The sequence below is a fragment of the Clostridium sp. TF11-13AC genome, assembly GCF_003481065.1.
Classification (GTDB): Bacteria; Bacillota; Clostridia; order Lachnospirales; family Lachnospiraceae; genus Otoolea; species Otoolea fessa.
In genome coordinates, this window is sequence record NZ_QUKJ01000004.1 from 73,654 (window position 1) to 87,706 (window position 14,053).

Annotated in this window: 14 protein-coding genes; all 14 read right to left on the minus strand. The window is 50.9% G+C overall.

Going from position 1 to position 14,053, the window contains the following annotated elements:
- Nucleotides 1–10: 10 nt before the first annotated feature.
- The 14 genes from rfbD to DXD12_RS10120 all read right to left on the minus strand — a co-directional run bounded on the left by rfbD (nucleotide 11) and on the right by DXD12_RS10120 (nucleotide 13,952).
- Nucleotides 11–865, minus strand: a complete 855-nt coding sequence (rfbD, locus tag DXD12_RS10050; protein WP_107001395.1) for a dTDP-4-dehydrorhamnose reductase — start codon at nucleotides 863–865, stop codon at nucleotides 11–13.
- A complete protein-coding gene (rfbB, locus tag DXD12_RS10055) occupies nucleotides 865–1,887 on the minus strand; it encodes a dTDP-glucose 4,6-dehydratase (RefSeq protein ID WP_118293369.1) in 1,023 nt (340 codons plus the stop codon). The genes rfbD and rfbB overlap by 1 nt, the downstream gene beginning before the upstream one ends.
- Before the next feature lie 14 nt (nucleotides 1,888–1,901).
- Complete coding sequence (gene rfbA / locus DXD12_RS10060; protein WP_022360600.1) at nucleotides 1,902–2,795, minus strand: glucose-1-phosphate thymidylyltransferase RfbA; 894 nt, start codon at nucleotides 2,793–2,795, stop codon at nucleotides 1,902–1,904.
- Nucleotides 2,796–3,083: 288 nt separating this feature from the next.
- A complete protein-coding gene (locus tag DXD12_RS10070) occupies nucleotides 3,084–3,863 on the minus strand; it encodes a class B sortase (protein ID WP_118638293.1) in 780 nt (259 codons plus the stop codon).
- Nucleotides 3,832–4,320, minus strand: a complete 489-nt coding sequence (locus DXD12_RS10075) for a deaminase (RefSeq protein WP_022360603.1) — start codon at nucleotides 4,318–4,320, stop codon at nucleotides 3,832–3,834. Before DXD12_RS10075 ends, DXD12_RS10070 begins: the two co-directional genes overlap by 32 nt.
- 31 nt (nucleotides 4,321–4,351) lie before the next feature.
- Entirely contained in the window at nucleotides 4,352–5,428 is a 1,077-nt protein-coding gene (gene prfA, locus DXD12_RS10080; RefSeq protein ID WP_118293366.1) for a peptide chain release factor 1, read from the minus strand.
- An 18-nt stretch (nucleotides 5,429–5,446) separates the two neighbouring features.
- Nucleotides 5,447–6,445, minus strand: coding sequence for a HemK/PrmC family methyltransferase (locus DXD12_RS10085; protein WP_118472589.1), 999 nt, complete (start codon nucleotides 6,443–6,445; stop codon nucleotides 5,447–5,449).
- A 32-nt stretch (nucleotides 6,446–6,477) separates the two neighbouring features.
- Nucleotides 6,478–7,434, minus strand: a complete 957-nt coding sequence (locus DXD12_RS10090; protein ID WP_118472588.1) for a DUF1385 domain-containing protein — start codon at nucleotides 7,432–7,434, stop codon at nucleotides 6,478–6,480.
- A gap of 86 nt (nucleotides 7,435–7,520) precedes the next feature.
- A complete protein-coding gene (gene rpmE, locus DXD12_RS10095) occupies nucleotides 7,521–7,730 on the minus strand; it encodes a 50S ribosomal protein L31 (RefSeq protein ID WP_022360607.1) in 210 nt (69 codons plus the stop codon).
- Nucleotides 7,731–8,046: 316 nt separating this feature from the next.
- The gene (gene rho, locus DXD12_RS10100) at nucleotides 8,047–9,858 is read right to left on the minus strand and encodes a transcription termination factor Rho (protein ID WP_118638294.1); all 1,812 of its coding nucleotides are present in this window, start codon (nucleotides 9,856–9,858) and stop codon (nucleotides 8,047–8,049) included.
- Between the two features lie 284 nt (nucleotides 9,859–10,142).
- Complete coding sequence (locus DXD12_RS10105; protein ID WP_118638295.1) at nucleotides 10,143–11,465, minus strand: replication-associated recombination protein A; 1,323 nt, start codon at nucleotides 11,463–11,465, stop codon at nucleotides 10,143–10,145.
- 9 nt (nucleotides 11,466–11,474) lie between these two features.
- Complete coding sequence (locus DXD12_RS10110; protein WP_181357236.1) at nucleotides 11,475–12,191, minus strand: polysaccharide deacetylase family protein; 717 nt, start codon at nucleotides 12,189–12,191, stop codon at nucleotides 11,475–11,477.
- A gap of 234 nt (nucleotides 12,192–12,425) precedes the next feature.
- Complete coding sequence (locus DXD12_RS10115) at nucleotides 12,426–13,265, minus strand: undecaprenyl-diphosphate phosphatase (protein WP_022360611.1); 840 nt, start codon at nucleotides 13,263–13,265, stop codon at nucleotides 12,426–12,428.
- 12 nt (nucleotides 13,266–13,277) lie between these two features.
- On the minus strand, nucleotides 13,278–13,952 hold the full coding sequence (locus DXD12_RS10120; RefSeq protein WP_022360612.1) for a uracil-DNA glycosylase: 675 nt from the start codon (nucleotides 13,950–13,952) through the stop codon (nucleotides 13,278–13,280).
- Between the last annotated feature and the right edge of the window lie 101 nt (nucleotides 13,953–14,053).

Sequence of the window (14,053 nt, forward strand, 5' to 3'; positions counted from 1 at the left end):
TGCACATTTTTTACTGAATTTCTTTCAGATAGCGACCTACCGCATCCTGCCAGGACGGCAGGCGCTCAAATCCGTTGTCCGAAAGTTTTTCTTTGCTGATCCGGCTGTTCATCGGGCGTTTTGCCTGACCCGGATAAGCAGCTGTATACTCAGCAGTGCTGACCGGCGTCACCTTGACGTCCATGCCCGCCTGCTTAAAGATCTCAACTGCAAATTCATACCAGCTGCAAAGTCCCTCATTCGTCGCATGGTAACGACCATATTTATCACTCTGAATCATATCAACCAGCAGACGTGCCAGATCGTATGTGTAAGTCGGGGAACCGATCTGATCATCCACAACACTGACTGCCCCGCGCTCTTTGCCAACGCGCAGCATCGTCTTGATGAAGTTCTTGCCGTTCACGCCAAATACCCACGCGATACGGACGATGAAAAACTTCTTTACCAGCTCCTCGACTGCCAGCTCGCCCTCATACTTCGACTGACCGTAGGCGTTGAGTGGTTCCCGGTGGTCATCCGGCTCCCACGGGCGGGTGCCCTGACCGTTGAATACATAATCGGTGCTGATGTACATCATTTTGATGTCCAGACCTTTGCAGACCTCCGCGATATTTCTCGTTCCATCTGCATTGACTTTACGGCAGAGTTCCATATTCTGTTCCGCTGCGTCTACTGCAGTATATGCAGCGCAGTGAATCACTGCATCCGGCTTTGCCTCGGTGATCACGCGGCGGCATGCCTCTGCATCGGTAATATCCATCTCATCGACATCCACACCGATGCCAGTAAGACCCTGTTTTTTCAGCTCATTCATCACGTCATAGCCAAGCTGGCCTTTAACGCCTGTCACTAATACTCTCATTATAATCTATCTCCATACATTTTTTCGAAGTACTGGCTGTACTCACCGCTTAAAATGTGTTTCCACCAGTCCTGATTGTTCAGATACCAGTCGATCGTCTGACGAATGCCGGTGTCAAAATTGTATTTCGGCTTCCAGCCAAGCTCCGTCTCGATCTTGGTCGGATCGATCGCATAACGGCGGTCATGACCCGGACGATCCTTGACGTAACGGATCAGGCTTTCCGGCTTGTCCAGCGCTTTCAGGATGGTTTTAACAACCTCCAGGTTGGTCCTCTCATTATGTCCGCCGATGTTGTAAATCTCACCGACGCGTCCCTTGTGGAGAATCAGATCGATCGCCTCACAATGATCGGATACGTGCAGCCAGTCGCGGACGTTCGCGCCGTCGCCGTATACCGGAAGTTCCTCGTCTGCCAGCGCACGGCTGATCATCAGCGGAATCAGCTTCTCCGGAAAATGATATGGACCGTAGTTGTTGGAGCAGCGGGATACTGTCACCGGAAGTCCGTAGGTTCTATGGTATGCCAATACAAACAGATCCGCACTCGCCTTGGAAGAAGAGTACGGGCTGGAGGTATGAAGCGGGGTTGTCTCCGTGAAGAAGAGATCCGGGCGGTCTAACGGCAGATCGCCGTATACCTCATCGGTCGATACCTGATGATAACGTTTAATTCCATAGGTGCGGCAGGCATCCAGCAGGGTGGTCGTTCCCATGACATTGGTACGGACAAATGCCTCCGGGTCCGTGATGGAACGGTCTACGTGGCTCTCCGCTGCAAAGTTTACAACGACATCTGGTTTTTCCTCTTCAAACAGCTTGAATACAAAGTCGCGGTCTGCGATATCGCCGTGTACAAACTTGTAATTCGGCTTATCCTCTACCGGTTTCAGTGTCTCTAAGTTACCCGCATAGGTCAGAAGATCCAGATTGATGATCTGATACTCCGGGTATTTATTTACCATATGGTGTACGAAGTTTCCGCCGATGAATCCGGCTCCGCCTGTCACGATAATCTTCATTGTTTTAACTCCTTTTAATTCTGATGTATTTTATCAACATATTTCCCATCCAGTACGTCTTTCAGATATTTGCCATACTGGTTTTTCTTGTATACCTCGTATGCCTCCAGCACTTCTTCCTTGCTGATCCAGCCGTTTAAGTACGCAATCTCCTCCAGGCACGCGATCTTGCGGTGCTGGTGGGTCTCTACTGTCTTAACGAAATTGGTTGCCTCAACTAAGGACTCATGTGTACCGGTATCGAGCCAGGTAAAGCCCTGTCCCAGAAGAATAACATCCAGATCGCCATTTTCCAGATAGATGCGGTTCAAATCGGTGATCTCAAGCTCGCCTCTGGCAGACGGTTTTAACTGTTTCGCATACTCTACTACCCGGTTGTCATAGAAATACAGACCCGTTACACAGTAATTGGACTTCGGTTTCTCCGGCTTCTCCTCGATGGAGATCGCCTTGCCCTGATCGTCAAATTCTACGATACCGAAGCGCTCCGGATCATCGACATAGTAGCCGAATACAGTCGCGCCCTCTTTCTTGGCAGAGGCAGCACGCAGGCGTTTCACAAGTCCCTGACCCTGGAAAATATTGTCCCCCAGAATCATCGCTACGGAATCATCCCCGATGAACTCCTCGCCGATGATAAATGCCTGCGCCAGTCCATCCGGACTTGGCTGCACGGCATAGCTTAAATGTAAACCAAACTGATGTCCATCGCCCAACAATTCCTTAAAACGCGGTGTGTCATCCGGTGTCGAAATAATCAGAATATCCCGGATTCCCGCGTTCATCAGAACGGAGATCGGATAGTAAATCATCGGTTTGTCATAAATCGGAAGCAGCTGTTTGGAAGTTACGCGTGTCAGCGGGTAAAGGCGTGTGCCTGAACCGCCTGCTAAAACGATACCCTTCATATCTTGTTCTCCTCATATGTTTTATTTTCACGCCTCTTTTCTAAAAAAAGGCAGATCTCATCACTATAAGTAATATACCACATTTGCCTGCTGCTTGCAAATTTATTTGCTTTGCACTTCTTTCTTGCATTGTACAATCGTAACTGTTCACGGGTAGGCACTTTTGGAACCGAAAGTGCCGTAAGAAAACGTGGTGGCAGCAGGAATTTGCCGTATTTAAATGCGGAGCCACGGCAAATTCCGTTACTGGGCACGTATACGTGAACAGTAACGTACAATCCATAAGCATCATTCATCCACTGCATACACAATCGTCCGCGCATCCGCAAATTCATAACTGCACGTCACAAAGGAATACAAGTGGGAAACCTCCTCGTCTGGCAGTTCGCGAAACCGGCATCCCTCCGTCATTTCTTCTATATAAGGATGCATCTCCGACCGATCCGCAAATTCCGTCCTACGCCGTTCCCCCTGACTGCCCGCAGTGAGCGCTGCAATCAGACGGAGTGTCCGCCTTTTCCCATCTGGAAAATAGAGATAAGCCGTCCGATGCTTCTGGAAGAAATCTTCGTCTTTCAGGCGGATCAGCTCGGAAAACCGGCTTCCGTCCTTCATATGATGCCCGTAAAAAATCGAATGAAAATCCGATGCATCCGGTGCACTCTCGCAGTCCAGAAAGACAGTCCCGGCTGGATCTGGTTTTCCATCCAGCCCGATGCTGCGGTACGATTCATTGTCGGTTGTCTGGACAATCGGTTCGTCGATGTGAGTACCGGGAATGCGAATCCAGGCGATGACGTCGGCATTCTGACATTTTAAGGCTGCGAAATCTGGCTGCCATATCGGCTCTGACGCATCTGAATCAGATTTTCCAGATAACTTCTGCTCTACATTTCCTTCAGATTGGGAATCTCTGTTTTCCGCCCTTCTAACCGCATCCCCCACACCATCCGCCAAAACCAGACATCCAATCACGATCAAAAAAGCACAGAAGATGCGGCGTGCCCAGCGGGCAGCGCCGTCTCCTGTGCGCTTCTTAGTACCCAAATTTTCCTTCCAGCGATTCATCTTCGCGGATCCAATCTTCTACATCGACTTTTCGATACTCATTTTTCGTATCACGGATATAGACATGTTCAATTCCGGCATTGATTACCATGCGCTTGCACATCGAACAGCAGCTCGATTTTTCCACATACCCGCCGGTTCTCGCATCGACACCGGTCAGATACAGCGACGCGCCGATCATGCGCTCTCTGGAGGCACTGATCAGGGCGTTGGCCTCGGCATGGACACTGCGGCACAACTCGTACCGCTCGCCGCGCGGCACATGAAGCTCCTCGCGGATGCAGCGACCGATATCGGAACAGTTTTTCCGTCCGCGCGGGGCGCCCACATAGCCGGTCGAGATAACCTCATCGTTATTCACAATCACTGCCCCGTAATGCTTTCGCAGACAGGTACTCCGCTGCGAAACCATTTCCGCCAGATCCAAATAATAATTGACTTTATCTCTTCTTTCCATATAGGATCCCCCTTCCGTTTTCTCTAATTCTTTAGATGCCCTCATTCATCTTCGCCAGCTTCGCCGCCTGATCGGCTGCAATTAAGCTGTCAATGATCTCATACAGATCGCCGTCCATGATCGAATCGATCTTATACAAGGTCAGTTTGATGCGGTGCTCGGTCACACGTCCCTGCGGGAAGTTATAGGTACGGATCTTCTCGGAACGGTCACCGGTACCAATCTGGCTGCGGCGTTCTGCCGCTTCCTCGTTCTGGCGTCTCTCCAGCTCCAGATCATATAGCTTGGAACGCAGAAGACGGAACGCCTTTTCCTTGTTCTGTAACTGCGATTTCTCAGTCTGGCTGTAGATCACGATACCGGTCGGAATATGGGTCAGACGTACCGCGGAGTCAGTCGTGTTGACACACTGTCCACCGTTTCCGGACGCACGCATAACGTCAATACGGATATCTTTATCATCAATGACAACGTCCACATCCTCTGCCTCCGGCATCACGGCAACCGTCGCGGTCGAGGTATGGATACGTCCGCCGGACTCGGTCTCCGGCACACGCTGTACACGGTGGACACCGCTCTCGTACTTCATCTTGGAGTAAGCGCCCTGGCCGGTAATCATGAAAACGACCTCCTTGAAGCCGCCGATTCCATTTTCACTGACGCTGACAAGCTCAGTTTTCCAGCGGTTGCGTTCTGCAAAGCGCACATACATACGGTACAGTTCGGACGCAAATAATGCCGCCTCATCGCCGCCTGCACCTGCACGGATCTCGACGATAACGTTCTTTTCATCGTTCGGATCCTTCGGAAGAAGCAGAATTTTTAATTCCTGCTCCAGCTCTTCAATGCGCTTTTTCGCAGCATTTAACTCTTCCTTCGCCATCTCGCGCATCTCCTCGTCGGATTCCTCATCCAGAAGCGCCAGACTGTCCTCTACGTCCTGTTTTGCCTTCTTATACTCTTTATATGCCTCCACAATCGGAGCCAGATCCGACTGCTCCTTCATCAGCTTGCGGAAACGATTTGTATCGCTTGCCACTTCCGGGCTGCCGAGCTCTTCCATCAGCTCTTCATAACGGATCAGCAAATCATCCAATCTGTCAAACATGATATCCTCCTCTATCGTCTAACGGTTCCACCGTGCCTTTACCACGCGGTTAAGCCCCGGCTCATCCTTTATCACTTCTATCTCCCGATACCCGGCGATGGTCAGTATCCGGCTGACCGCCTCCGCCTGGTCATATCCTATCTCAAAATATACGCAGCCGCCCTTATTCAGATGTTTGCTGCACTCCAGCGCCAGAACCCGGTAAAAATACAGACCGTCCTCGCTGCCGTCCAGCGCCAGCCGCGGCTCATGGTCGCGTACCTCCGGTTCCAGACCGTCGATCACCGCCGATGGGATATACGGCGGATTCGACACAATCACATCGTACATGACATCCGCCTCCACCGCCTGAAACAGATTGCTCTGCAAAAGTGTCAGGCTGTGTTCCTCGATCTCTGCCTGCAGGCGCGGTCCCTTTGCCAGCCACGTTTTCAGGCGGATGCACCACGGATCCTCCGATACCTGAAACGATTCTGACCGCGCAGTTCCCTTTTGAATCAAAAAGAGACGTCTCGCATTTTTCTTTGCCACGCGCAGCGCCGCCTCGGAAATATCCACCGCCGTCACGTTCTGGTAGCCGCCAAGCACGGCAAGGCTGATCGCGATACAGCCGGATCCGGTACACATATCCAAAAGTTTCAGATCCTTTTCCGGGTAATCCCGAAGAACCCGCTCAACTAACGTCTCCGTATCCTGGCGCGGAATCAGGACATTTTCATCGACAGAAAATGTCATTCCCATAAAATCCTGCATTCCCAGAATCTGCTGCAGTGGAATGCGCTCTGCCCGTTTCTGAAGCATTTCCTGATAGCGCCCATAGCCCTTTTCCAGGCGTTCCGCATGGATCGGACGGTTCTGATCCAGATAATAATGCACCCGGTCAATCCCGAACGCCGCTTCCATCAGATACCAGGCATCCGTCCCTGCGTCCGGCACACCCGCCTCACTTAAGCGCGCGCCGCCCTCATCCAACAGTTCTCTCCAGGTCAGGTCTGTTCTTCCGTTTTCCTCGCTCATCGACTCATCCCCTCTGTCGTACCGTGTTCTATTTATGACTCTTCCAGCTGCTTTTCCCAGCCTGGGAAATTCTCCGTCAGGTATTCTCTCCAGTCAAAAACTGCCTCGGTCGCCGCGATCGCCACCTCAATCATCGAGTCATCCGGCTCCTTCGTCGTCAGTCCCTGCATCCACATACCCGGACGGCTCACCAGATCCATAAACTTCGAATTGCTCCGTCCAGCGCACTGCAATACCTCATATGATATACCCGCAATGACCGGAACCAGAATAATACGGCTCAGAATCCGCATCCAGATCGTATCGACCCGGATCACCATAAACATCAGAATACTGATCACCATGACAATCAATATGAAACTGGTACCACAGCGCTTGTGCTCCTTCGAGCTCTCGCGCACATATTTTACCGTCAGCGGATGTCCGTGTTCCACACAGTTGATGCACTTGTGCTCCGCCCCGTGGTACATAAATGTCCGCCGGATGTCCTCCATCCGCGAAACAAGTTTAATATAGATAATAAAAATCGCGATCCGGATCACACCTTCCAGCACTGCCATCAGATGATCCGATGTGATAACTCCCTTAAACAGGTTCGCAATCCCCAGCGGCAGGAGCATAAAAATACCAATTGCCAGGATAAACGAAATTACCAGAACTGCTGCCATGATCGCACTCTCCAGCTTCTCGCCGAACACACGGTCTAAAAGCTGTTCGAATTTTCCCGGCTCTGCATCCTCATCATCCTCAAAAAAGCTGGCGGAATACGACAGACTCCGCATGCCGATGATCATCGAATCTGCAAACCGGAACACGCCGCGCACAAACGGGAGCTGTAAAATCTTCGCTTTTTTCGTGATACTCTGGTATGTGTCTTTTTTTACTTCTATCTCTTTGTCAGGCCGGCGGACTGCCACTGCATAGTCCTCGCCTTTCATCATCATGATTCCCTCAATTACCGCCTGACCGCCAATTCCTGAATACTTCATGCTGTCCTTTCAAAATAAAAAAAGAAGAAAACAAAAAGGCTGAGTTTAATGTCGCCACTAAAACCCAACCTTTACATGGTTCAAACTTATTTGCCTGCGTTGATGCCGTACTTGCGGTTGAACTTATCGATACGTCCGCGGGCAGCGGCTGCTTTCTGCTGGCCTGTGTAGAATGAATGACACTTGGAGCAAACCTCTACGTGGATGTCTTTCTTGGTAGAACCAGTTACGAACTCGTTACCACAGTTGCAAACTACTTTTGCCTGATAATAGGCTGGATGGATTCCTTCTCTCATTTCTTTCACCTCTCTGAATTTTTCATTGCGATTTCCGACCGCTTTTTTAATTGCAAGCCGTCTTAAAACGGCTCTATATAAAGCTCCGCACATCCAGGCACGCTATTCCATCATTTAAGCGTTCCTTCCACTCGTAAGGACGACTCACGCAGATGTCAGAACTACCGTCTGTTAATACAGCCTTATAATTATATCATGGTGTGTACTTTTTAGCAAGCAATTTTATCTATTTTTCAATACTATTTTTCTTCTTACAGTCCTGTTTTCCTGCCTGGAAGAAAGTCCTCACAAATGCGCTATTGGTGAAACATGATTTTTAGTAAAATGACCCCTTTTTCCGCGTGATCTCCACAAATTCCGTATTGTTCTTCGTCTTGGCAAACAGATCCAGAATCCGCTCGACGGTATCCTCCGGTTTCTGCGTGTTGGTCGCCTTGTGGACGATATCGACCGCTTCCGCCTCGGCGGACGAAAGAAGCAGATCATCTCTTCGCGTACCGGAACGCAGGATATCGAGCGCCGGGAAGATGCGCTTCTCGGAAAGTTTGCGGTCAAGCACCAGCTCCATGTTGCCGGTTCCCTTAAATTCCTCGTAAATAACATCGTCCATACGGCTGCCCGTCTCAATCAGCGCGGTCGCCAGAATCGTCAGGCTGCCGCCCTCGCGTATATTTCTCGCCGCACCGAAGAAGCGCTTCGGCATATGCAGCGCTGCCGGATCCAAACCACCTGAAAGAGTTCGTCCACTCGGCGGAACCACCAGGTTGTAAGCCCTCGCCAGACGGGTGATACTGTCTAAAAGAATCATAACGTCCCTTCCGTGCTCGACAAGGCGCTTCGCCCGTTCTACTACCATCTCCGACACACGTTTATGACGCTCCGGCAGCTCGTCAAACGTCGAATAGATGACCTCGACATTTTCTCCCGTTACCGTCTCACGGATATCTGTCACCTCCTCCGGACGCTCATCGATCAGAAGGATGATCAGGTGCATTTCTGGATGGTTCTTTGTGATGGTCGTCGCCACCTGCTTTAACAGGGTGGTCTTTCCGGCTTTTGGCGGGGATACGATCATGCCTCGCTGTCCTTTTCCGATCGGGGACAGCAGATCCATCACGCGCATCGCCATGGAAGTCTTAACCCCCGGATATTCCAGGTGCAGACGTTCATTTGGGAAAATTGGCGTCAGATTTTCAAAATTCGGACGTTTTTCCACCACGCTGGTCGGGTATCCATTGACCGAATTAATATATAATAATGCGGCAAATTTCTCCGTCGCCGACTTCACACGACGGCTTCCGCGCACGATATCACCAGTTTTCAGATTAAAACGGCGGATCTGGGACGGCGCCACATAGACGTCATTTTCACCCGGCAGGAAGTTTTCACAACGGATAAATCCAAATCCATCCGGCATAACCTCCAGGATTCCGTTCGCCTCGATGCCGCTGTCCAGCTCCTGAAATTCATTTTTCAGATCCTCCATGCGTGCATTTTCCACCTCAGTACGGGTGCTTTCCATCTGCTGCACCGGCGCGGTACGTTCCGGCTGACTGTACTCGGAGGCTGCTTCTGCCATCTGCGGTGCCGGTGCGGTATGTTCCGGCTGGCTATACTCGGTTCTTGCGCTCATCGCTTCATTGTAATTGTTACGCGGCACATAGGAATTTCTCTGATACCCCTCTCGCTGCGTGTACTCGCGTCTGCGATTATCCTGATAACGGGTATTATTATTCTCACGGCGTGTATAGGAGCCGTATTCATTCCGGCGGTATCCGCCTTCGCTGCGGCGCTCATAACTGTAATTCTGCCCTCCCGCAGCCCGTTCTCCGTTGGCAGATCTCCGCGGCTGCGAATACGTCTGTGCCGATGTATTCTGCCCTGCATCAGTTCTGCGCGGCTGCACGTGCATTTCCGTTCTCTCTGCCGGTTCCGCCGATCCAGCCGGATGCTCACTGACAGAAGCCTGGGGCGTTTCTTCTTTCTGTCCCTCTTCCACCGGCTTCTCAAGTTCGCACAGCCTGTCTATGATCTCCGCCTTTTTCAGGGTGCTGATCCCCTTTAACCCCTGTGCCTTCGCCATTTCCCGAAGCTGCACCAGAGGGAGTGTCTTTAATTTTTCTCTCATATAATTCTCCTTGCCCTGTTTAATTGTGTCATATTCTCTGGGATTCAAAAATCAGAAATAAGAAACGTGTGGATGTCTTCCAGGTACTTACACGAAACCGGACAGGCAGATACCTGCCCGGCATACCTTTTTAACATAGCCTTTTATGCTGTGACTGCTCTTTATCCTGCAGCCACCTTGGTTTTATTATAAACGGTTTTCATAAAAATTCAAGTAAACATTTTCTTCATACATATCAATAGTTTTCCATCTCAAATCAAAATCTATCTGAAAAGAAGCTTTTCTCATTCAGAGCCCTTCAGAAAGTGCAGCCACTCCCCAATCTTCTTCTCATACCCATTTTCTGACGGGCGGTAAAATGTGCTGCCCTCCAGTCCATCCGGCAGGTACTGCTGCTTCACATAATGGTTCGGATAATCGTGTGCATACTTGTACCCGTCGCCATGCCCCAGCTTCTCCGCCCCGCTGTAATGGCGATCGCGCAGATGGGACGGCACCGTAAAGTTTCCCTTTAACCTGACCGCCTCCTGTGCCTCATCGACCGCCACATACGCCGCGTTGCTCTTCGGCGCGCTCGCCACATAGGTAGCTGCCTGCGACAGGATAATCCGCGCCTCCGGCAGACCAATCCGTTCCACTGCCAATGCCGCGCTGACCGCAACCTGAATCGCCTGCGGATCCGCATTGCCGACATCCTCCGACGCACAGATCATGATACGCCGCGCAATAAATTTGATATCCTCGCCTGCATCCAGCATCTTCGCCAGATAATAAACTGCCGCATCCGGATCGGTACCGCGCATACTCTTGATAAACGCTGAGATCGTATCGTAATGGTTATCCCCCGTCTTGTCATACTTCACGGCACGGCGCTGGATGCACTCCTGCGCCACATCGAGTGTAATGTGAATCAGCCCATCTCCACTCCGTTCCGTTGTGAGAATACCAAGCTCGATCGCATTGAGCGCCGCGCGCGCGTCTCCGCCTGCCATATCGGCCAGAAAATCCAGAGCCTCGTCCGTCGCCTCCGCGCGATAGCTTCCCATGCCCTTTTCCTTGTCATGGATCGCCCGCTCTAAAAGCTCGCGGATATCCGCATTTTCCAACGGTTTCAGCTCAAAAATACGGGATCGGGAAATCAGCGCCCCGTTGACCTCAAAATACGGATTCTCCGTCGTCGCACCAATGAGCAGAATCGTCCCGTCCTCAACAAACGGCAGAAGATAGTCCTGCTGCCCCTTATTAAAGCGGTGAATCTCGTCGATAAACAGGATCGTGCGCTTTCCGTACATCCCCAGCGCATCCTTGGCATCCTGCACGACCTGTTCCATATCTTTTTTCCCCGCCACCGTCGCGTTGAGCTGCTCAAAACGCGCGCTCGTCGTGTTGGCAATCACGCGCGCCAGCGTCGTTTTGCCCGTTCCGGGCGGTCCATAAAAAATCAGCGATCCGAGCTTATCTGCCTTGATCGCCCGGTACAAAAGCTTATCCTTTCCTATGATATGCCTCTGTCCCACCACCTCGTCAAGCGTGGACGGGCGCAGCCTGGATGCCAGCGGCGCCTCCTGCTCGATCGTATTTTTCCGCATATAATCAAATAAATCCATCGTATCCTCTCAATCAATCAGACATTCTTCTATTGTAACAAAAGTATATCCCTCCGCCGTCAATGTGTCAATCGTCTCAAGCGCAGCATCGACCGAAGTCTGATATGCATCATGCATCAGCACCACCGTGTGAACCGCCGCATTTTTGCAGATATGCTTCACAATCCGCGCCGTATTCCGGTTTTTCCAGTCCAGCGTATCGACGTCCCAGAACACCGGCGTCATCGACACTCTCTCCTGAAGCTCCGTACTCCATGAACCATACGGCGGACGTATGTATTCCGGACGTTTTCCCGTGACCGCCTCGATCCAATCGGCCGTCTCCCGAATCTCCTCCACGCTCTTTTCAATCGGCTGGCGCGCCAGATCCACATGTGCCATGCAGTGAACCCCGATGAGATGACCGTCTTTAGCCATCTGTTGCACCAGTTCCTCATTACCCGGAATATTTTCCCCGACCAGAAAAAAAGAGGCTTTCACGCCCCTCTCGCGCAAGCCGTCCAGCAGCTTTTTCGTGTACACCCTGTGCGGTCCGTCGTCGAAGGTCAGCGCCAGCTCCCCACCGGAAAAGCATTCCGGGGAGGAAACCGTCTGGTCCGTCTGGTCCGCCTGCTCCACTTCCGCCAAATCTTCCCACTGCATCCCCACTGCCAGCCTGCACACGATTCCTAAGAAACACAGATCCAGCAGCACTGCCGTGCACAGGCAGAGCAGTTTTTTCCTCATGGAACCCTTATTTTGAATGATCCGATTTACCATTTTAGACGTGTCAGCCCTGAACTGTGACAGGGCATCCCCTTTATATTTGCGTTTCCGCTTCCATGTATTATATGAACGCAAAAAAGGATCCAGACCTCCGCATTTCTGTCAGGTCTGAATCCTCTTTTTCTATTTAATGTGCTCTCGGAATCTTTCCGCCAGCCGCAAAAGCAAGTGCAGGAAAGACTCCGAGCGTACATTTTAACCTACTAGCGCCGAAATACCAAAGTAGGACAGCACCACGATACCAAGCACAATCCGATAATATCCGAAAAACTTGAAATCATGCTTGCGGACATATCCCATCAGGAACTTGATCGAGTACACGGACACGCCAAATGCGACCACCATACCAAGAACCAGATAAATGAACTCCGCGAAAGAAAATCCGCCGCCCTGAATGAAAAATTTCACAATCTTTAAAAAACTCGCACCGAACATAACCGGAATCCCAAGGAAGAATGAAAATTCTGCCGCCGCCGGACGTGAACAGCCGATCAGCATCGCGCCCAGAATCGTCGCGCCCGAACGGGAAGTACCCGGAATCATCGCCAGCACCTGGAAACAGCCGATCAGCGCCGCAGTCTGGAACGAAATCTGCGTCACGCGCTCAATCGGAAAATGACGGTGCACGTTTCGATTTTCCAGTACGATAAACAAAACGCCGTAGAGAATCAGCATCGCTGCTACGACATAGCCGTTCATCAGCTTATCCATGAAATGGTCAAGCGGAAGCCCAATCACCGCTGCCGGAATGCAGGCTATAATAATTTTTATCCACAAACGAATTGTACCGCGCTTCTGCGCCATCGATTTGTGCGGTGAAAACGGATTCAATTTATTGAAATACAGCACCATAACCGCCAGAATCGCACCCAGCTGGATGACAACCATAAACACTTCCCGGTACGCCTCGCTGACATCCAGATGGATGATCTCATCCACCAGAATCATATGCCCGGTACTGCTGATCGGAAGCCATTCCGTGAAACCTTCCACGATTCCCAGTACAATTACCTTTAAAATCTCAACAAAACTCATGTCTGCTCCTTCCTACACGTTTTCTATCTGCCAGTCGATCGGGGCAACACCATGTTCTTTTAAAAATTCATTGGTCTTGCTGAATGGCCGGCTGCCGAAAAATCCGCGGTACGCAGACAGCGGGCTCGGATGCGGTGCTTCGAGAATCAGATGCTTTGGATTATTAAGCATCGATTTCTTCGCTTGTGCCGGACGTCCCCACAGAATAAATACCATCGGACGGTCCTGCTCATTTAAGATCTTGATCGCAGCGTCCGTAAACTCCTCCCAGCCGATTCCACGGTGGGAATTTGCCTGATGCGCGCGAACGGTCAGAACAGTGTTCAGCAGCATGACTCCCTGCTTCGCCCATTTCGTCAGATAGCCATTGTTCGGGATGTAGCAGCCGAGATCATCGTGCAATTCCTGATAAATATTCACCAGGGACGGCGGGATTTCCACATCCGGCTTTACCGAAAAGCAAAGCCCATGCGCCTGTCCCGGACCATGGTAGGGATCCTGACCTAAAATAACCACCTTTACCTCGGAAAGAGGGGTAAAATCAAATGCATTGAAAATATCATTCGCATCCGGATATACAACATGCGTCTCATATTCCCGTTTCACAGTATCGTATAACTTTCTGTAATATGGCTTTTTAAACTCTCCGCTGAGCGGAGCCAGCCAGTCATTACTGATTGCTCCCATTGCCCTATCCTCTCGTCCATGTCATTTTCTGTCGTTTTCTGTCAAACGATGGTTCCATTTTAGCACAATCGAAGCGGTTTCTCAAGTTTTGCTTCCCAAAT